General features: G+C 53.5%; 18 protein-coding genes. 8 read left to right on the top strand and 10 right to left on the bottom strand.

The genetic code is table 11. The features are described 5' to 3' along the window. Positions 1–71: 71 nt before the first annotated feature. From NST23_RS23590 to NST23_RS23580, 3 genes are all read right to left on the bottom strand, one after another. A complete protein-coding gene (locus NST23_RS23590) occupies positions 72–1,079 on the bottom strand; it encodes an inorganic phosphate transporter (RefSeq protein WP_173596697.1) in 1,008 nt (335 codons plus the stop codon). A gap of 18 nt (positions 1,080–1,097) precedes the next feature. Continuing rightward, complete coding sequence (locus NST23_RS23585) at positions 1,098–1,715, bottom strand: DUF47 domain-containing protein (protein WP_173596698.1); 618 nt, start codon at positions 1,713–1,715, stop codon at positions 1,098–1,100. Positions 1,716–1,791: 76 nt separating this feature from the next. After that, a complete protein-coding gene (locus NST23_RS23580; protein WP_340964686.1) occupies positions 1,792–2,406 on the bottom strand; it encodes a LysE/ArgO family amino acid transporter in 615 nt (204 codons plus the stop codon). Between the two features lie 144 nt (positions 2,407–2,550). Here NST23_RS23580 and NST23_RS23575 point away from each other — a divergent pair, with 144 nt between their 5' ends. Next, positions 2,551–3,999: an aminotransferase-like domain-containing protein gene (locus NST23_RS23575; RefSeq protein WP_340964684.1), complete on the top strand. Its 1,449-nt coding sequence runs from the start codon at positions 2,551–2,553 to the stop codon at positions 3,997–3,999. Between the two features lie 108 nt (positions 4,000–4,107). On the opposite strand, the gene NST23_RS23570 is transcribed toward NST23_RS23575, so the two are convergent. From NST23_RS23570 to NST23_RS23540, 7 genes are all read right to left on the bottom strand, one after another. Next, positions 4,108–4,440 carry a spore coat protein gene (locus NST23_RS23570; protein WP_122964733.1) on the bottom strand — a complete coding sequence of 111 codons (333 nt, stop codon included), beginning with the start codon at positions 4,438–4,440 and terminating at the stop codon, positions 4,108–4,110. 16 nt (positions 4,441–4,456) lie between these two features. Then, positions 4,457–4,765, bottom strand: a complete 309-nt coding sequence (locus tag NST23_RS23565) for a ferritin-like domain-containing protein (protein WP_122964402.1) — start codon at positions 4,763–4,765, stop codon at positions 4,457–4,459. A 117-nt stretch (positions 4,766–4,882) separates the two neighbouring features. Continuing rightward, the gene (locus NST23_RS23560) at positions 4,883–5,695 is read right to left on the bottom strand and encodes a hypothetical protein (protein WP_122964403.1); all 813 of its coding nucleotides are present in this window, start codon (positions 5,693–5,695) and stop codon (positions 4,883–4,885) included. A 59-nt stretch (positions 5,696–5,754) separates the two neighbouring features. After that, the gene (proC, locus tag NST23_RS23555) at positions 5,755–6,597 is read right to left on the bottom strand and encodes a pyrroline-5-carboxylate reductase (protein ID WP_122964404.1); all 843 of its coding nucleotides are present in this window, start codon (positions 6,595–6,597) and stop codon (positions 5,755–5,757) included. A 21-nt stretch (positions 6,598–6,618) separates the two neighbouring features. Then, positions 6,619–7,887, bottom strand: coding sequence for a glutamate-5-semialdehyde dehydrogenase (locus tag NST23_RS23550; protein ID WP_280648584.1), 1,269 nt, complete (start codon positions 7,885–7,887; stop codon positions 6,619–6,621). A gap of 58 nt (positions 7,888–7,945) precedes the next feature. Continuing rightward, a complete protein-coding gene (gene proB / locus NST23_RS23545) occupies positions 7,946–9,046 on the bottom strand; it encodes a glutamate 5-kinase (RefSeq protein WP_173596702.1) in 1,101 nt (366 codons plus the stop codon). A 350-nt stretch (positions 9,047–9,396) separates the two neighbouring features. Continuing rightward, on the bottom strand, positions 9,397–10,017 hold the full coding sequence (locus NST23_RS23540) for a hypothetical protein (RefSeq protein ID WP_122964407.1): 621 nt from the start codon (positions 10,015–10,017) through the stop codon (positions 9,397–9,399). A 198-nt stretch (positions 10,018–10,215) separates the two neighbouring features. On the opposite strand from NST23_RS23540, the gene NST23_RS23535 reads away from it, so the two are divergent. The 7 genes from NST23_RS23535 (at position 10,216) to NST23_RS23505 (ending at position 20,317) form a co-directional block, all read left to right on the top strand. Beyond that, the gene (locus tag NST23_RS23535) at positions 10,216–10,632 is read left to right on the top strand and encodes a hypothetical protein (protein WP_122964408.1); all 417 of its coding nucleotides are present in this window, start codon (positions 10,216–10,218) and stop codon (positions 10,630–10,632) included. A 175-nt stretch (positions 10,633–10,807) separates the two neighbouring features. Continuing rightward, complete coding sequence (locus NST23_RS23530) at positions 10,808–11,533, top strand: ABC transporter ATP-binding protein (protein WP_122964409.1); 726 nt, start codon at positions 10,808–10,810, stop codon at positions 11,531–11,533. Then, on the top strand, positions 11,526–13,187 hold the full coding sequence (locus NST23_RS23525; protein WP_122964410.1) for a putative ABC transporter permease subunit: 1,662 nt from the start codon (positions 11,526–11,528) through the stop codon (positions 13,185–13,187). Before NST23_RS23530 ends, NST23_RS23525 begins: the two co-directional genes overlap by 8 nt. Positions 13,188–13,424: 237 nt before the next feature. Further along, positions 13,425–14,540, top strand: coding sequence for an S-layer homology domain-containing protein (locus NST23_RS23520; RefSeq protein WP_173598516.1), 1,116 nt, complete (start codon positions 13,425–13,427; stop codon positions 14,538–14,540). 352 nt (positions 14,541–14,892) lie between these two features. Beyond that, positions 14,893–17,301, top strand: a complete 2,409-nt coding sequence (locus NST23_RS23515; RefSeq protein ID WP_173598515.1) for a 3-hydroxyacyl-CoA dehydrogenase/enoyl-CoA hydratase family protein — start codon at positions 14,893–14,895, stop codon at positions 17,299–17,301. 19 nt (positions 17,302–17,320) lie between these two features. Then, positions 17,321–18,505: an acetyl-CoA C-acetyltransferase gene (locus NST23_RS23510; protein ID WP_122964413.1), complete on the top strand. Its 1,185-nt coding sequence runs from the start codon at positions 17,321–17,323 to the stop codon at positions 18,503–18,505. Between the two features lie 33 nt (positions 18,506–18,538). Continuing rightward, positions 18,539–20,317, top strand: coding sequence for an acyl-CoA dehydrogenase family protein (locus NST23_RS23505; RefSeq protein WP_173596707.1), 1,779 nt, complete (start codon positions 18,539–18,541; stop codon positions 20,315–20,317). The last annotated feature ends 23 nt before the right edge of the window (positions 20,318–20,340 follow it).

Genomic DNA, 20,340 nt, shown 5'->3' with positions numbered 1-20,340 from the left:
ACATCAAGCTGATTCAGATGGCGTACTGGCGATCACATTCGCGAAGGCGGCTTTGAATACAGCACCCCCCATTAAAAAAACAGGCTTAACACGTAGTAAAAGAAAGCAGCAAGCAGCGCGGAGATGGGGAGGGTGATAAACCACGTAATGATGATTCGCTTGGCGACGCCCCAGTTGACCCCTTTCAGCCGTTTTGCCGCCCCGACGCCCATAATTCCCGACGAAATCACATGGGTGGAGCTGACCGGAAGCCCCAGCTGTGTAAAGGTAAAAATGATCGTGGAGGAGCTTAAATCGGCGGTAGCGCCGTTGATCGGCTCGATTTTCGTAATTTTGCCGCCGACGGTCTTGATAATTTTCCAGCCGCCGACAGAGGTGCCAAGCCCCATCGATATCGCGCAAATCAGCTGGACCCAAAACGGAATGGTCGCCGTATCAGTATGCAAGCCAGCAGCTACCAGGGCAAAGACGATAATGCCCATCGCTTTTTGTGCATCGTTCGTTCCGTGTGTAAAAGATTGCAGGGCGGCGGTGACGATCTGAAAGTAACGAAAGCCCCGGTTCACTTTAGCGGGCGGGATGTGGATGCTGCGAAACACGGCGTAAACGAGCTTCATCAACACAAAAGCGGCGACGAGCGCGATGATCGGCGACAAAATCAACGCCTCGAAAATTTCGATGAAGCCGTTCCAGTTAATTTGCTGCACGCCGGCTGAAGTGAGAACCGCTCCCACGACTGAGCCGATCAACGCGTGGGAAGAACTGCTGGGAATGCCGTACCACCACGTAACCAAGTTCCAGAAGATCGCGGCCAACAGCGCAGCCAGCACGATCAATACGCCAAATTCCAGCTTGGCGGGATCGGCGATTTTTCCTCCGATCGTTTTGGCGACTCCGGTAAAGGCGAGAGCGCCGACAAAATTCATCACGGCAGCCAGCGCAATAGCCGTTTTCGGCGGCAATGCTTTTGTCGAGACGGTGGTGGCGATCGCGTTGGCCGTATCGTGGAAGCCGTTGATAAAGTCAAAAGAAACAGCCAACACAATAACAGCCACAACAAGAGGCAGGCTTGTATGCATGAGAGTAGCCTCCTTGGTTTATGTATTGCCCATGATTACAGTCTCCATCGCGTCAGCGACATCCTCGCAATGATCCATGACGTCCTCCAGTACCTCGTAAATCTCCTTGAACTGCATAATGTGAATCGGATCGCTCGACGCTTTGAACAGCCGGCGAATACTTTCCCGCTCAAGCTCATCCCCGGTACTTTCCAAATCGTTGATCCGAATAATGTACTCCTTCATGCCTGGCAGCTTTTGCTTTTGCAACAGCTCGATGGCGAGCAAAATTTGCTGGGTAGAATCCTCGATCAGTTGGCCGAACCGCACCATCGTTTCATCCGGCTCCATGATGTCGTACATGTAAAGGCGAGCCGCACACCCTTCCAGACCGTCCAGCACATCGTCCAGCTTGATCGCCAGGTTCATCACGTCTTCACGCTCGATTGCCGTGATGAACGTCTTGTTGATGCGCACAATGATTTCGTGGATCAGCTTGTCGCCCTTTGACTCGAACACTTTCATTTCCTCGGCAAAGCTTTTTAAGGTGTCCAGCGAATTGATTTTATATTGGTTGAAATACACAGCGGAATCATGCACGTTTTTGGCGATTTCGTACAAGTCGTCCAAAAGGGCATCCGATTTGGTAAAAAGCATAAAAAGACCTCCACATCGTAAGTCGACTAGACATAGTGTGAGTGGAGGCGGGTTTCGTTATTCACTTTTCGCAAATCTAGAGCGAAAGGAGCTGGCTTGCCATGTAAACGGCGACACCCCACATGATCAGCGCCGAAACGATGTTCAATGTGCGCAGCAAGCTGCCGGAGCGATCCAGCTTGCCCGTGATTCTGCCTGCCAGCGCCAAGCCGAAAAACCAGAGGCAGGATACGAGAATGCAGGCGAGCGTAAAGCCCCACTTTTCCGTGCCTGCATAGCTGAGCGAGCTGGTCCCGATTACGCCGATCGTATCGAGGATCGCATGCGGATTGAGCAGCGACACCGAAGCGGCAAACATTATTTGCTTTTTCGCGGAAAAGCTTTCCTTCTCTCTGTTTTCCGGATCGGGACGGCTGCGCCAGGTCAAGTAGCCCATGTACAGCAAAAAGCAGACGCCGATTATGTACAAGACCGTTTTCAACCAGGTCACAGTCAACACGATCAAGGATACGCCGAGAACAGCGAGCAAAATCAGGATGGCATCGCATACGGCAGCCGTAACAATGACAGGTGCGGCTCGCCACAACGTAGGCTGCGAAGCTCCTTGATTGAATACAAACACGTTTTGCGCTCCAAGCGGCAAAATCAGCCCAAAGGCGAGCACAAAACCGTGCAAAATGGCTTCGGCCACGATTTCTTCCTCCTTTTTCCCATAAGCACATGAGTGATTGCGTTACCGACATTATGGCGGAGGAAGGGCGGAATGTCTCCAGCCAATTGGTTTGCTCGCATCCCAACCAATTTGTAAAATGGACGTAAGAGGAGGAGAGAACGGATGCTGACGATTGACTGGAAGCCGGACAAAGCGGGAGACATGCCTGTGTATGCCCAGATTGTCGCCTATATAAAAGGGAAGATTGCCGGGGGCGAATGGCCGATCAACAGCAAGCTGCCTGCGCAGCGCGCTTTGGCCGCAGCTTTCGGAGTGAACCGCAGCACGGTTGTGACCGCCTTGGAGGAGCTGAAAGCGGAAGGACTGATTGAAGCGACGGTCGGCAGCGGTTCGGTCGTCTGCAATAACTCGTGGTCGCTCTTGGCCACTACGCCGCCTCCTGATTGGCTCGGGTACGTGCAGTCGGGCACGCATTTGCCCAATTTGCCGACGATTCAAGACATTAATCGCTACGAGCCAGATCCGCGCTACATCCGGCTGGGAACGGGAGAGCTGTCGCCACGGTTGATTCCGACAGCGGAGATGGAGGATGTTCTCGCTGATTTGCGGGGAAAAATGACGCAGCTTGGCTACCCGGAACCAAAAGGGCTGCTTCCGTTGCGCGAAGCCATCAGCGCGCAGTTGCTCAAGCAAGGAATCGCAGCTTCGCCAGCATCGATTTTGGTTGTATCGGGAGCGTTGCAAGCGTTGCAGCTGATTTCTCTCGGCATTTTGCACAAAGGCTCGACGATTTTGCTTGAACAGCCATCCTACTTGTTTTCGCTGCCGCTGTTTCAGTCTTCGGGAATGAGACTGGCAGGTGTTCCGATGGATGAACAAGGAATATCGCCACAAGCCCTCACACGCCAAAAGCAGCTTCACAACGGGGCGCTGTTGTATACGATTCCCGCCTTTCACAATCCGACCAGCATTTTGATGAGCGAACAGCGCAGACGCCAGATCATGGCGACATGCGAAAAAGCGCAATTGCCGATTTTGGAAGACGATGTGTACGGGGAGCTGTGGCTGGACGCGCCGGGACCTGCTCCGCTGAAAGCGAGTGATCAAAGCGGGCTGGTGCTTTACATGGGCAGCTTGTCCAAAACGCTTAGTCCTGGCTTGCGTATCGGCTGGATTGTCGGGCCGCAGCCGGTCATCGAACGGCTGGCTGATGTGAAAATGCAGATTGATTACGGCTCCAGCGCCCTCTCGCAATGGGCCGCAACCGAGTGGCTGACGTCAGGACGCTACGAGCGTCATCTGAGGCACATTCGCCAGTCCTTGCGTGTGCGAAGAGATCGCATGTGCGAGCTGCTTGCCCGCTGGTTTGGCGATTTGGCTGACTGGCATGTTCCCCAAGGGGGATTTTACGTCTGGCTCCGCTTGCGCCAGGCTGTGTCGATGCGCAAGCTGTTTACCCAAGCCTTGGCGGAAGGCATTTTGCTCAATCCTGGCTATGTGTACGACCAGACGGACAGCCAGCATTTGCGCTTGTCTTATGCGTATGCAGATGAGGCAGAAATGGAGCGGGCGTTACACACTGTCGCCAAGCTATTGAGGGCAAGCGAGTGAAAAGCGATCAATAAAAATGAATTGCGCCAGATTGTCAGCGCAAAACAGCCACGACCCGCAAAACAGAACGGGCCGTGGCTGTCCAAGACGGATGCTGCGTGAGCAGGCTTAATGATAAGGGAACTGGGTGGAATACCCGGAGAACTGCTGGTACGCTTGCTCCAGCTTTTGCTGTTCTGCCGCTTCGAGCTTGTACCAGCCTTTTTGGAACATCAAATTGTACGCTTCCCGCGCTGATTGGTGCGTCTCATCCAGCATCTGCATCATATCGGCGTGCAGCTGTTGGTGGCTCGCTTCACGAACAGCGACGTTCAAGCCGTCGGTCACGTATTTGCATGTTGCCAGGCAGTCGTTGATAAAGTCGCGGTCGTTCATTTGCGGACCTTTGACTTGTGGCAGCTGACCGGATTGCGGATTGGCGATCTGATTTTGGTTTGGCATCGTCATTTTCCCTCCCTTACTGCATTTGTTGCTGCTGTTGTTGGGATTGCGTCTGCGGCAAGGTAGCCATGATCGCTGTGTTGTTGTTCTGGAGATGGGAGAGCAGCTTCTGGTAATGCTGTTGGTGCATGCGTCCGGTTTTCTCCAGACATTGTTTTACATCCGGGTCAGTCGCTTGCTGGGCAAAGAAATGCAGCTTCTTAAAGGCAAGCAGCTCCCAGGAGAGCGCGTCCTTTATATAGCTCAAGTCTTTTGTCGAAATGACTTTGGGCGGCTCGGGAATCGGCGCTTGCGTAAAAGGCAGGGAAGACATGATGGATGGCATCTGATTGCTCCTTTCATGTTGAGATACATGTATAGGATGGACAACTCGGAAGCAAGTAACCCTGCCTGTTTCCGGCAAAAAATAAAGAACCGATCAGCGCAGGATCGGTTCCATATATTACGAATGAGACAGCTCCAGCGAGGCGACCTGGATGTCGATGCTGGCAGGAGCGATATTCAGGCAAAAGCTTGCTTCCTTGTGCAAATCCTCCTGAATGTCGCGGACGAGCTTGGTTATATCCGTCAAATAAGGCAGCTTGAGCGCCAATGTAATTTGAAGCCGCGGCAAATCTTCAAACGAGAACAGCACTTTGACGACCTGGCTGACTTCCTCGTAGCGGCTGCATGTAGCCTGAGCGATTTTGCGCAAAACTTGCGGGTGAATGACGATCCGTCCGCCGGAAAAAGGCGGATGCACGACGGTCGATTCTCCGATGACCTCTTTTTTCGAACTGAATATTTGGGTGGCGGAGGAGATCAGCCGTTGCAAAAAGTCTTTTTCCACTTCGACGCGCGGAATCGGAATGACGTGTCTGCCCATCGTTTCCCGTACATAGCGGGCAGCTTCGATTTCCTGCGGCGGTTTGATCGATTCGATGGGAATGTATTCGATGGAAGCGGGCAAATGCAGCGCCTCTACAATCCGGGTGATCATGCGCTGGGACGTCCCGAGAATCAGCAGCCGTCCCGGTTGATGCTGTTCGAGACTGCGCCGCACTTCCTCGGCGTGCTCCTCGTAATGAAAAATCGCCCGTTTGACAGCCTGGATTTTCGTCTTTTCGTATTTGGCGGAGGTTCCGGCCACCTTGCGCCCCTGGTAGATCAGGATGCCATCGTCAATAATGGCGTCGATGTTCATGCGATGGGCGAGTTCTAGTGCGCTGGAGCTTTTTCCTGTGCCACTGGTTCCGTACAGGGCGTAGATTTCCATGGAATCCCTCCTTCGACTGTTTTTTTCTATTATACAAGAAGCAGAAGAGGGACAAAAGCTCAGCGGTACTCGGCACCCATTTCTCTGGACCGTTCTGTCGCCCGCAAAATCGCGGCGGTGACGGCCTCCTGAAATTGATACGATTCCAACACGGCAAGCCCAGCCTGCGTCGTTCCTCCCGGACTGGTCACTTGCTTGCGCAGCAAGGCTGGCTCCGCTCTTGTTTCCAGCAGCATCGTAGCGGCTCCGATTACGGTTTGAAGCGTCAGTTGGCGGGCCATTTCCCGATCCAGTCCCGCTGTCGCACCAGCGCCCATCATGGCTTCGACCAGGTAGTAAATGTAGGCGGGACCGCTGCCGGACAGACCCGTGATAATATCCAGCTCTTCTTCCGCGACTTCGTACACGGTGCCAATCGCTTCGAACAGGCGCGTAGCGAGAGTAAGCTGCTCTGGCTGAACAAAAGCGTTGGCGCTCATCCCGGTTGCGGACAGCCCGACAGCAGAAGAAGTGTTGGGCATCGTGCGAATGATCGGGCAGTCAACGCCCAGCCATTCCCCGATCAAACTGGTGGAAACGCCAGCGACTACGGAAATGATCAACTGATGGGGAGACACTTTTCCGCGAAGCTCCATCAGCGCTTCCCCCGCATCTTTTGGCTTGATTGCCAAAATCAAAATATCAGATGTGCGGGCTACATCGAATTTGTCCGTCGAGGTGCTTACGCCGTAGGCAGTAGCCAGCTCCTCCAGCCGTTCGAGGTTGTTCCGGTTTGTCACCGTCATTCGCTCAGCCTGAATCAAGCCTTTTTTCAAAATTCCCGAGAGCATCGCTTCGACGATGGAGCCGGCTCCGAGAAAGCCGATTCGTCCGTTTGTGATGGCGGTTGCTTGGTTGCTCATAGCTGTTATCCTCCTTTTGGACTAGCGGATTTGTCCCGTGCCGCGCACGACGTATTTGTAAGAGGTGAGAGCAGGCAGTCCCATCGGCCCGCGAGCGTGCAATTTTTGCGTACTGATGCCAATCTCGGCCCCGAAGCCAAATTCGCCGCCATCGGTGAAGCGGGTAGACGCATTGTGATAGACGGCAGTAGCATCGACGGAAGCCAAAAAGTGCCGGGCTGCCTCCAAGTCCTCCGTCACGATTGCTTCGGAATGACCTGTGCTATGTGTGGCGATGTGCTCAATCGCTTCTGCCAGACTGTCCACCGTGCGGACAGCCAGGACGAGATCGGAGTATTCCGTATCCCAGTCAGTCGGCTCAGCGCTGACCAACAAGTCGGCGAGATCGTGGTGAACTGCTCGCGTCTTTTCGCAGACGCGCAACTCGACCCCGGCTGCCAGCAGCTTCTGCAAAAGGGAGCGCTGGGAATCGTGCGCCCAGCTTGCATGGATCAACAGCGTTTCCGCAGCGTTGCAAACGGCAGGCCGGCTTGTTTTGGCGTTGACCGCGATTGCTTCCGCCATGTCGTAGCGGGCGGCTTGATCCACGTAGATGTGACAATTGCCCACCCCTGTCTCCAACACAGGCACGCTTGCCAGCTTTAGCACCCGCTGAATCAGCCCGGCGCCGCCGCGAGGAATGATGACGTCCACGAGTCCGTTGGCGGTGCATAAAACGTCGACAGATTCATGTTCGGCAAAAGGCAAATATTGGACAGCTTCTTGCGGAAGGCCAGCGACCGCCAGCGCTTCGCGAATCGAGCGGACGAGCGCCAGATTGCTGTGAACCGCGCTGTGGCTGCCACGCAGGACGATGGCATTCCCGGTTTTGAGCGCGATCGCTGCCGCATCTACCGTGACATTCGGCCGGGCTTCGTACACCATGCCGATGACGCCAAGCGGAACGCGAACTTGCTCGATGACAAGACCGTTGGGCCGGGTCCATGAGTCGATTTGCTGCCCGACGGGATCGTCAAGAGCCGCCAGCGAAGTCAGGCTGTCTGCCAAATCTGTCATCCGCGCAGGCGTCAGACGCAAGCGATCGAGATAGGAAGCGGGTTGCCCGTCAGCTTCCGCCTTGGCGATATCTTGTTCGTTGGCTGCCAAAATGATCTCTGTATCTGCCAGCAGCCTTTTCCCGATTTCCGTGAGAGCTTTGTCTTTTTCCGCTCGGCCAAGCAGAGCCATCTGCCGCGAAGCCTGCTTTGCCAGTGAGAGTTGTGCCAGCACGTTTTCCTTCAAGCTTTTCATTTTCTCCCCAACTCCTTGTTCTTTGTCTCTTTGTCTATAAAAAGGCGCTAAAAAACGCTTACCGTGTCGGTGTCCATTCATCGCGATGTATGACTGTGCCGCTGCGTCGCGTCAAGTTGGAAGGAGAAAGAGAAGCGAGCAACTGGTCAGCGCCATATCTGCTGACGCCCCGTCCGATCAGGGAACCGTCGCAATACACTTCAATGACTTCGCCTTCCGCGAACTTCCCTGAGACTTCGCGCACCCCCGCGAGAAGCAGGCTGCGGCTTTTCTCTAAAATCGCTTCTGCCGCTCCGCTGTCGACCGTGATCGTGCCGCGAACAGGGGAGTGCAGCGCAATCCATTGTTTGCGGGTAGAAACGCCGGAGGAGGAAGGAGCTTCCGGGTGATAGCCGACATAAGTGCCATCGCCGTTGCCTGCCAGCGCTTGCACGAGATCTGCTGGTTGCGCCAATTTTCCGATAAAGCTTGGAATCCCCAGACCTTGCGCCGTTCGCGCTGCAATCAGTTTGGAGCGCATCCCGCCAGTACCTAGCTGCGACGCCCCTTTTGCCAGTGCCTCGATTTCGTCCGTGACTTCTGCAAGCGAGCTGATCCGCTGGGCGTCAGGATGATGGCGAGGGTCTTTGTCATACAGTCCGTTCGTATCGGTGAGAATCATGTACAAATCGGCGTGTACCAAGCCTGCGACCAGTGCGCCGAGCATGTCGTTGTCGCCAAAGGTCAGCTCTGCGACCGATACGGTGTCGTTTTCGTTGATGATCGGCAAAATGTTTTTGTCGAGCAAAAGCGACAGCGTTTGAAAAGCGTGCTGATAGCGCTCCCGGTGCGAGAAGTCTCCCCGCGTCAGCAAAATTTGCGCCACGCTGAAGTGGTGGGCAGCGAACATTTGCGTGTACGTTTGCATCAACAGACTTTGGCCGATGGCTGCGGCAGCCTGCTTTGCTGCCAACGAGCGGGGGCGCTGCTGATAGCCGAGACTTTGATAACCGCTTGCGACTGCTCCCGAAGAAACGAGTACAACCTGATGCCCGGCCGCGCGGAGCTTGCTGATGGCTGCGACGAGCAGCGACATTTTTGCGGGATCAACTCCACCGCCCACAGCGGCAATCGAGCTGCTGCCCACTTTGACAACGAGACGCAATTTTCCCTTCTTCATGCTTTAACCTCCTAGCTAGGACAATAAAAAAAGCCCAATCGTCTCTTTGATTAAGGACGAAAGGGCATGTTTAGCCTTACGCGGTACCACCTTATTTGACGTTTGCGGACAGGGAAGTCCAGTCGCAAACATCCGGCTCTCTTTCTTTGATAACAGGTGAAAGAAACCTGTCCAGGTCTTCCCTGGATGCTCTGGGGTGGGTTCGAACCGATTCATGGGCGAAACCTCTCAGCCGCTGGATTTCGCTCTCTGGACCTGAAGGGCGGTTTTACTGTTCCCCGTCATTGCCGATCACTATGCGCTTATTAATTCACTATTATTCTGTAGGCCCACAAGAAATGTCAAGAGGGTTATTGAAATTGTTCGCTGCCATATGCTCCCGACCTGGCCTTGATCTCGAAGCGCTTCGTCTTCTGATCGCGGACGAGACGGTAGCGCAGCGTGCGGTCGGAGGCAAAAGACGAATCGGTTGCGTCCTGCACCGTGACATCCAACTCGCCGTTGCTTTTGGCTACTGTCGTATTGCGCACGGAGATGAGAACCGGATAGTCCACGCGCGGAATGGCGACAAATACTTTGTCCTTGATCAGCTTGGTAGTCAGCTTGTCGTACATGGACAGAGCAAGCGGCATGCTCCAATAACGACCGAAGTAGCCGACGATTTTGTCTTTGCTCTCAAATTGCTTCGGCAGCTCCCGGAAGACCAGCCCATCTTCGTAGACGGTTTTGCCTTTCGCGTTGTCGAGCGCCGCGAAATACACTTCTTCCAGTACATGCTCTGCGCGGTTCAAAAACAGCACAACGTCCATTTTGTTGTCGCCGAGCTTCTGAATAGCGGACAGCTTCACAGGCTTGTTTTGGGCTTTCGTCTTGCTTTTGCTCTCCTCTTTGGCGGGCATCGTGCAGCCGACAGAGAACAGAGGCAAGGAAAGAGAAAGAAAAATCACCCAGTTTTTCCAGTTGTTTTTCATGGCGCACCTCTTTTGAAAAAACGGTAGTTTCCTGTTAGCGTGTGTGGGAAAAGAGATCAATAACCAAGAGAAAAGCTGCCAGTTGCCAAAGGATGAGGTTTGCGCGGAAAAAGGAAACAGGATAGGGGTTGTCTGACACACGGATTATGTCTATCATGAAGAGAGTTGTGCAGATCGAACAATTGAGGTGGAAAATAAATGTTTGGATTTGGAAAAAAGGCAAAAAAACCGGACGGTATTGATATTTTGATCATCAAAACGGTCGATGCCAAAAACCGTAATTTTTACCAGGTAGCTTTTCCGAGCGTAGTAGCAAATGATGTACTGTCTATGCTGCAAAAACTGGAAAAATCGAAAATCAACCAGCAAGAGTTTTTGGGGGAAATCGGCGGATTCCGGATCGTTACCCATCTGGAAGCGCTGACCAGCTATGACGTGCTCGACGATGCTGACATGGAAGCACATCCTATTCAAATTCCTGACTTCGCCAATATGCTGCTGCGCCGTCTGGAAGCGTTGGATGAGAGCGGAGCGATGGGAGAATCCGAGGATTTGGCTTTTATCATGGGCGAGTTGACCATGCTGCGCGACGGCAGCTTTGTGCCGCAAAACTAAAACGAAAAAACGTAAGGTATCTGCTGGCTCGTGCCGGGCAGAATACATCAGGGGCCGTGGGAGAAACCGACGGCTCTTTTGCGTATTCGCAACTTTTGGGCAAGACCGTTCGTATACATAAGGTGGAAGCTGCTGGAAACAGGCTGGAAAAGAGCGCGGGCTAGGAGGGACAAACATGATTGAACTGGTGAATGTGACAAAAAGCTACAACGGTGCGACAAAAGCAGTCGACCAGTTGACGCTGACCGTGCCAAAAGGCGAGATATTCGGGTTTCTTGGCCCAAACGGCGCCGGAAAAACAACGACGATCAAGATGGTGACAGGAGTGATTCGCCCCGACCAAGGCGAGATCACGATTAACGGAAAAAATATTGGCACGACCCCGCTTGAAGCCAAACAGCAATTTGGCTATGTGCCCGATAGTCCCGATCAGTTTTTGCGGCTCAAGGGGCTGGAGTACGTCAACTTCATGGCCGATATGTACCAGGTGCCAAAAGAAGTGCGGGGGCAGAGAATCATGGAGCTGGCCAGAAGATTCGACATGACGAGCGCACTGGGCGATTCCATTCAGAGCTATTCGCACGGCATGCGGCAAAAGATCATGATCATGGGCGTGCTCGTGCACAATCCGGAAGTGTGGATTCTCGATGAACCGCTCACAGGACTTGATCCGAAATCGTCGTTTACGTTGAAAGAAATGATGCGGGAGCATGCAGACAGTGGACGGACCGTCTTTTTCTCCACCCACGTGCTTGAGGTGGCCGAAAAGTTGTGTGATCGGGTTGCGATCATCAACAAGGGGAAAATTTTGTTTTGTGGCACCTTTAAAGAGATGCAGCAGCATTTTCAGTCGGACGTGTCGCTGGAAAGCTTGTTCCTGGAGTTGACCAAGCATGAATAAAGTAGTGGGTTTGACAAAAGTGCTGCTCAAAAACGCAGGAGGGACGAAGCAAAAAGCCAGCGCCTGGAAGACGGTCCTGATTATGATTGCGATTGCCATGGGAATGATCCCGATGATTCTCGGGGCTGTCGTCTTTCTTTCCGCGCTATATGACGGGCTGGAACTGATCGGGCAGCAGGCCGCATTGCTCGGACTCGGGGTGACAGTGGCTTCCCTGGCGATTTTTATGTTCGGAATTTTGTACGTTCTGAGCGTTTTTTACTACTCGCAGGATGTGGAGCAGCTATTGCCTTTGCCTCTGTCGCCTGGGCACATTCTCAGTGCAAAATTCCTGGTTGCACTGGTCTATGAGTATCTTACGGCACTGGTCTTGCTGGGGCCGCTTCTGATAACATACGGAGTGAAGAGCGGAGGGGGCTTTTTTTACTATTTGTTTGCCCTGTTCATTTTTTTGCTGGTGCCGATCTTGCCGCTCGTGATGGCGGCTCTCGTCGTCATGCTGTTCATGCGCTTCACAAACGTAGGCAAAAGCAAGGAACGCTTCCGCTTGATCAGCGGTTTGCTGGCGATTGGTGTCGCGCTCGGCTTCCAGATGTTTGTGCAGCGTCAGGTCAGCAGCAAGGCGGACAGCATTGAACAGTTGCAACAGATGATCGTCAGCCAGGAAAACGGACTGCTGAACATGATTACGCAGTTCTTTCCGGCAAGCAAGCTGGCAGCCCTCGCCCTGCAAAACAGCGGAACGTTGCTCTCCTGGGGCTTTCTCGCCAGTTTCCTGCTGGTGGCACTGGCGAGCTTCGGCGTGTTTCTGGTGATTGGAAACCGTTTTTACTTTGCCGGGGTAATGGGAATCAGCGAAGCGGTGGCCAAGCGAAAAATGGTCGGTGCGGCCGCTTTTCAAAAGCTGATCCGTGAGCGCTCCAGGCTTGCGTCTTACTTTTTAAAAGAATGGAAAATACTTTGGCGAACGCCCGCGTTTTTGCTGAATTGTACGTTATCCAGCATCCTCGTTCCGCTCCTTGTTTTGCTGCCGCTTTTGGCACGAGAGGATAGCGAAAAGCTGATTGCGCATTTGCAAAGCCTCATGCAAGGCGAGCAGGCGGGCGGGATCGGCCTGGCGATCGTGTTCGGGGCGTTTTTGATACTGGGCAGCATGAATAGTACATCGGTAACAGCCATCTCTAGAGATGGGCAAGGGTTTTTTTACAATAAAACATTGCCGATCGGGCCTGGGCAGCTGATATTGGCGAAGGTGCTGCCGGGATTGCTCCTCAGTGGCATCAGTGTTCTTGTGCTGCTGGCCGAAGCTGCCTGGCTGCTGGCGCTGCCTGGCGAGTTCCTCTTGTTCGCTGCCTTGTGCGTGATTCCGTCCGTGCTGTTCATCAACCTGGCAGGCATCGCGATTGATCTGCTTCATCCCAAGCTTGGATGGGGTTCAGAACAGGAAGCAGTAAAGCAAAACATGAATACGTTGCTGCTGTTTATGATCGGCTTGGTGGCGGGAGGGTTGGTCGTTGTGGCTAACTTCCTGATCGGGGCTTCGCTTTGGGTCACGGCTTTGGGACTTTTTGTGCTTTTTGTACTCCTCGATTTTTTGATTTACAGACTGCTTGTTGCCAAAGGACCAGGATGGCTGGAAAAGATCGAAGAGTGAGGATACGCTAGGATGCTTGCAAAAGCCGTTCTCCCCTTGATGGAGCGCGGCTTTTTTTGCTTATGACGTTTTACCGAGCACATTTTGCGAAAAGAGGGTATAAAGAAGTGCGTGATACCGCCCGATACATGTAAGGGAGATCGTTTTGCATTCGGGACTATAGTCGGTTCCGGGGCGACGCTCGCAAGGGAAAAGGGAATAAAGACTCTGGCAAAGGAGAAAGGAGTAACTGCAAACATGATGAAGCGTTTTGCTCTCTGTTTTTTGATGGCATGGCTGCTTGTTCAGGCTGTGTGGACGAGCGGAGCGAATGCCGCCGCTGGTTTTGACGACATCGATGGACACTGGGCAGAGCAACAAATTAATGAACTGGCGAGCCTGGGGATTATCAAGTCGAACGGCAAACACTTGTTTTATCCCAACAAGCCGATTTCACGCGGCGAAGCTTTGGCGCTGCTCAATCGCGTTGTTGAGAAAGTATACGGTTCGCTCGATCTTCCGCAGCGGAAGGAAAATCTTGACTACAACTTTCTGCTCCGGGGGGAAGTAGAACAGCTGCTGGTCAATATGAAAACGGTTTGGCAAGTCGAGACAAATGCCCTGTCGACGTACGATCCTGGCGACAGGATGCTCTATTACTTGTATCTCGCTGAAAGCGGTCAGTTGATCAAAAAGCAACAGAAAGAAAATCCGAAATGGTGGCTGTCCAGTGCAGCTTTGCAGCAGTCGCTGTCTAGAGAAGAGGCCAGCCTGTTGCTCTTCCATGTGCTTGCACCGCAAAAATTCAGAACAGCCAATCTAAAACCACAGGACGCGGCTACGTACTTCGACAGCTTCTATGAGTGGAAGCAGGATCGGTATTACCGCGATACATACTCGCCTTACCCATTGGCTATTCGAGAGTTTCAGCTGTTTTTGACGGAAAAGACATTCTCGCCTGACAAGGTCATGACGCGGGCAGAATACGCTGTAGTCATGAAGCGCTTGCTTGATTATTATCGCATAGACACGCTGGCCCAATTTCGTGCCGCGATCAATCAGCAGCAAAAAATCGCTCAGTTGTATTTGCGTTCAGCCAATTTGGCCTGGGAGAAAAAAGATCAGGCCCGTTTGTCCGTCGTATTTAGTCCTGACGCATTGAAAAGCATGGCCGCGCTCCCGCAAGTTCCCAAGTACAACGGCCCGGTAACGATCACGAGCAAAGTAGACATCAATGATCCGAAAATTCTCTGGCTGATCGGTTTTTATCCCGATCCGGTAAAAGGAGATTTTCAAATCGAATACAAGCTGGAGCAGGCAGACGCCAATGCATTTGGACGCAAAATTACTGCGGTAATCTACAGCGAAAAATAGACAAAGCAATCAGGGCATTCGCGATGGATGCCCTGATTTTTTTAAATGCCGCACCGACAAGTGACGATTGCAAATGACAGAATTTTCGATTACAATAAAACTGAACGGTGACTCAGTAAGTGGCAGCCGGATCTGACATCTCAAGGCGGGAACTTTAGCCAATATGCGAGATGTATTTTTTGGCCCATCTACTGAATGAGTATTCATTCAACTAAGACATGAGCTTTTGCATACAGGAATATCTTTAAGAATGGTAGAAGTAAATAAAATGATCTAGTAGTCAGAAAATTATGGGATTATGGCAACAACGGTGAGTAGCCTCGACAGAGGATTTCTAAAGGAGGATTTGGAGATGGAACGCAAAATTCGCAAAGCGGCGGTTCTCGGTTCCGGTGTCATGGGTGCGGGAATTGCAGCTCATCTGGCAAACGTCGGGATTCCTACCTATTTGCTTGACATCGTGCCACGGGAATTGACGGCGGACGAGAGCAAAAAGGGACTGACACTGGCTGATTCTGTCGTCAAAAACCGGATTGCACAAGCGGGCAAAGACAGGCTTTTGAAAGAAAAGCCGGCACCGCTTTACGATAAAAAGAACATGGAACTGATCACGGTAGGCAACTTCGAGGATCATCTGCCACTCCTCGCAGAAGTCGACTGGATCATCGAAGTAGTCGTGGAAAATCTCGATGTGAAGAAAAGCGTCTTCGCCCAGGTAGAAGCCCATCGCAAGCCAGGGACGATCGTCACTTCGAATACATCCGGTGTGTCGATCAACGAGATGGCAGAAGGGCGCTCGGACGATTTTCGCAAGCATTTTCTCGGCACGCACTTTTTCAACCCGCCGCGCTATCTGAAGCTTTTGGAGCTGATCCCGGGGCATGATACCGATCCGGAAATCGTCTCGTTCATGAAGCAATTCGGGGAGCATGTGCTCGGAAAAGGCATGGTTGTCTGCAAGGACACGCCGAACTTCATCGCCAATCGCATCGGTACATACGGGCTGCAAGTCTCGATCCACGAGATGGTGCGCCTCGGCCTGGGAGTGGATGAAGTCGATGCGTTGACTGGTCCGGTCATCGGCAGGCCGAAAAGCGCCACGTTCCGCACGCTGGATGTCGTCGGTCTGGACACTTATGTGCACGTGGCGGGGAACGTCCGCAACAAGAGCACGGATGAAGCGGAACGGGCTGTTTTTGCGGTGCCGGAGTTTGTTTTGCAGATGGTGGAGAAGCGCTGGATCGGTCAAAAGGCCGGGCAAGGATTTTTCAAGCAGGTCAAGTCGGCGCAAGGAAAAGAAATTTTGGCGCTCGATATCAACACCTTGGAGTATCGCCCGAGCGTGAAGCCGAAGTACCCTTCCCTAGATGCTGCGAAGACGGCAAAAACGTTGCCGGAAAAACTGCGCGCGCTCGCATACGGCAAGGACAAGGGCAGCGAGTTTGTCTGGAGCGTCTTCAAGAAAGTTTTGCTGTATTCCGCTGAAAAAGCTTACGAAATCGCGGATGACATCGTCGCAGTCGATCAGGCGATGAAATGGGGCTTCGGCTGGGAGCTTGGTCCGTTCGAGACGTGGGATGCGATCGGCGTGGAAAAATCAGTCGCCAAAATGCGCGCGGAGAACGAACAGATTCCGGCGCTGGTCGAGGAGCTTTTGGCAAGTGGAAAAACGACGTTCTATCAGAAAGCGGAAGGACGGCGCGAAGCCTTTTCGATCGGCGGCAAGTATAAAGCGATAGAGGAAGACAAGAAAAATATCAATCTCGCTGCCCTCAAAGAACAAGGCAAGCTGATCAAGAAAAATGCAGGCGCGGCGTTGATCGATCTTGGCGACGGCGTTGCGTGTCTGGAATTTACCTCTCCCCATAACGCGCTCGGTCTGGATGTGCTGCAAATGGCGAACCAGGCTGCGGAAGAGGTGCAAAAAAACTTCGCGGGTCTGGTCATCGGCAATCAGGGCAAAAACTTCTGCGTCGGGATGAATCTCGCGATGGCCTTGATGGAGGCGCAGGATGAAAACTGGCTGGAGCTAGACATGCTCGTCAGCAACTTCCACAAAGCCGCTCGCGCGATTCGCTACATGCACCGTCCAGTCGTCGCAGCACCTTTCGGCATGACGCTCGGTGGCGGCGTCGAGGTGACCTATCTCGCTGACCGTGTACAAGTAGCGGCAGAAACGTACCTCGGACTCGTCGAGGTCGGTGTCGGGCTGTTGCCAGGCGGCGGGGGAACGAAGGAAATGCTGTTTAGGGCGATGGAAAACGTGCCGGAAGGAGGCAGCATGCCAGTTGATCCGTTCCCGTTCGTCGCAAGAGCTTTTGAAACGATTGCGATGGCAAAAGTGTCGACCAGCGGACAGGAGGCAATCAATCTCGGTTATTTGCGGCCGACCGACCGGATCAGTGTCAATGCGGACCACCTTTTGTACGATGCGAAACAGCTTGTGCTTGCGATGGACCAAGAAGGCTACACGCCGCCTGCGCCGCGCAAAATCCGCGTGATCGGGGAGACGGGCTACGCCAATTTGCGCCAAAACATTTACGCGATGAGAAAGAGCGGCTACATTTCCGAGCACGATGAGCTGATCGCAAGCAAAATCGCCTATGTCATGTCCGGCGGAAATGTGCCGGCGGGTACGGAAGTGACAGAAAGCTACATTTTGGAGCTGGAGAAGCAAGCGTTCCTTGCCCTGATCAAGACGCCGAAAACCCAGCAAAGAATGCAGCATATGCTGACGAAAAACAAGCCTTTGCGCAACTAGGGGAGGGTGAGGGATAACGATGAGAGAAGCAGTTATCGTCGCAGGAGCCCGCACAGCGGTCGGCCGAGCGAAAAAAGGAAGCCTCAGGGACGTGCATCCAGTCGATATGGGAGCGGCGGTCGTTTCCGATTTGTTGCGGCGCGTCCCGCAGCTGGACCCGGCGGACATCGAGGACGTCATTATGGGAACAGCCGTACCGGAGGCGGAGCAAGGCATGAATATGGCGCGACTGATCGGATTGCGCGCCGGGTTGCCGACGAATGTAGCGGGAATTACGATCAACCGTTTTTGCTCCTCGGGCTTGCAGACTATTGCCTATGCAGCGCAGCAAATTATGGTCGGCAGCTCTGACGTCCTGGTGGCAGGCGGGGTGGAGAGCATGAGTCTGGTGCCGATGCTCGGCCACAAGGTCGCGCTGAATCCGGCGCTGGTCGAAACGAAGCCGGAAGCGTACATGAGCATGGGGCACACGGCAGAGGAAGTAGCAAGACGATACAACGTGACGAGAGAAGAGCAGGATGCATTTGCCCTCCGCAGCCATCAACGAGCGACGGCAGCGATCACGTCAGGCAAGTTCCAGGACGAAATCGTTCCGCTGACTGTGAAAAATTACTCCGTCGATGACGCGGGCAAGGTGCATGTTCGTGAAGCTATTTTTGACAAGGATGAAGGTGCTCGTGCAGATACGTCCCTGGAAGCGCTCGCCAAGCTGAAGCCTGTCTTTCACGTCCAGGGCAGCGTAACGGCCGGAAATTCGTCGCAAACAAGCGATGGAGCGGCAGCAGTATTGGTGATGTCAGCCGAAAAGGCAGCCGAGCTGGGTGTCCAGCCGATTGCCAAATTCCGTTCCTTTACGGTAGGCGGGGTCGACCCGGATGTGATGGGAATCGGTCCGGTTGTCGCTATCCCTAAAGCTTTGAGGCTGGCAGGAATCGGCCTGGAAGATGTGGATTTGTTCGAGCTGAACGAAGCGTTCGCGTCCCAGTCGATCGCGGTGATTCGCGAGCTTGGACTCGACCCGGAAAAGGTCAATGTCAACGGCGGCGCTATCGCACTGGGCCATCCGCTCGGTTGCAGCGGAGCCAAGCTGACCGTGTCGCTTCTGAACGAAATGAAGCGCAGGGGCGGCAAATACGGAGTGGTTACGATGTGTATTGGCGGAGGAATGGGGGCCGCTGGCGTTTTTGAAATGGTCGGGGAGTAGGTACGTCTATTTTCATAAAAGGAGAGGGATAGTATGGCAGATACAAAAGAATTGATCCGCGGTGGGAGCTTTTTGATTGATGCTGGTTCGGCTGACGATGTATTCGTGCCGGAGGAGTACAGCGACGAGCAAAAAATGATCGCGAAAACGACGGAAGATTTTGTCGTCAATGAAGTTCGCCCGCATCTGGAGGAACTGGAAAAGCACAGCTTCGACATTTCCGTGCGGTTGCTGAAGGAAGCAGGGGAATTGGGACTTTTGGCTGGCGATGTGCCGGAGAAATACGATGGGCTTGGTCTGGATAAAGTCAGCACCGCGCTCGTCACCGAGAAATTTTCGCTCGCACGCGGCTTCGCGCTGAGCTACGGCGCCCATGTAGGAATCGGTTCCTTGCCGATTGTGTACTTCGGGAACGAGGATCAGAAGCAGCGCTACTTGCCCGATCTGGCGTATGGAAAACGGATCGCAGCGTACTGCCTGACCGAACCAGGCTCCGGCTCTGATGCGCTTGGCGCCAAGACGACAGCGACTCTTTCCGCAGACGGCACCCATTACATTCTCAACGGGGAAAAACAGTGGATCACCAACGCAGGCTTTGCAGACGTGTTCATTGTGTACGCAAAAATTGACGGCGAAAAGTTCACGGCTTTCATCGTGGAGCGGGACTTCCCGGGAGTATCGTTTGGCCCGGAAGAGAAGAAAATGGGCATCAAATGCTCCTCGACTCGTACGGTCATTTTGCAGGATGTGCCTGTTCCGGTAGCCAACCTGTTGGGCGAGCCGGGCAGAGGCCACGTCATCGCCTTCAACATTTTGAACGTAGGCCGGTACAAGCTGGCTGTTGGGGCGGTCGGCTCGGCGAAAAAAGCATTGGAGCTGGCGACGAACTACGCGAAGGAACGCAAGCAGTTTAAAACACCTATCGCCAACTTCACGCTGATCAAAAACAAGCTGGCGAACATGGCTACCAAAGCGTACGCCGCAGAAAGCTCCGTCTACCGGACAGTAGGCTTGTTCGACACCGCGCTTAGCCGCTTGGGCGAGAAAGCGGATGACGGCGCGGAAGTAGCGAAGGCGATTGCCGATTACGCGATCGAATGCTCGATCAACAAAGTGTTTGCTACGGAAGTGCTGGACTACTGCGTGGATGAGGGCGTGCAAATCCACGGCGGCTACGGCTTTATGTCGGAATACGAGATTGAGAACATGTACCGCGACTCGCGGATCAACCGGATTTTTGAAGGGACGAATGAAATCAACCGCTTGCTCATCCCGGATACGCTGGTGAAAAAGGCGATGAAAGGCGAGCTGCCTCTCATGCAAGTAGCCACGAGCTTGCAAGCCGAGCTGATGAGCTACTACCCGGAGGAAATCGAGGATGCGCCGCTTGCTGTCGAGAAGCATCTGCTCGGCATGACTCGCAAAATCATTTTGATGGTCGCAGGCTCTGCGCTGATGAAATACCAGCAAGCGATCTCCAAAGAACAGGAGCTGCTCGCTTTTGCTGCCGACATGCTGATCGAGCTGTACGCGATGGACAGCATCGTGAAGCGTACGGAAAAAGCGGTTGCCGCAAACGGACTGGAAGCCGAGCAGCACAAGCTCGCGCTGACAGCAGTGTATGTGCATGAAGCGTTTGACCGCGTTGAGGCGTGGGCCAAAGAAGCGCTCGCTGCGATGGAAGAAGGCGATGAACTGCGCCTGCGTCTCTCCATTTTGAAAAAACTGACTCGCCGCACACCGATCAACACCGTTGGATTGAAACGGGCGATTGCTGATCGCGTGATCGAAGCAGGCGGCTACGTCGTATAAGCTAAAACAGGCACGAAAAAAGA

The organism is Brevibacillus sp. FSL K6-0770 (assembly GCF_038000275.1).
GTDB classification, from domain to species: Bacteria; Bacillota; Bacilli; order Brevibacillales; family Brevibacillaceae; genus Brevibacillus; species Brevibacillus parabrevis.
This window is presented reverse-complemented; position numbering and strand designations above follow the sequence as displayed.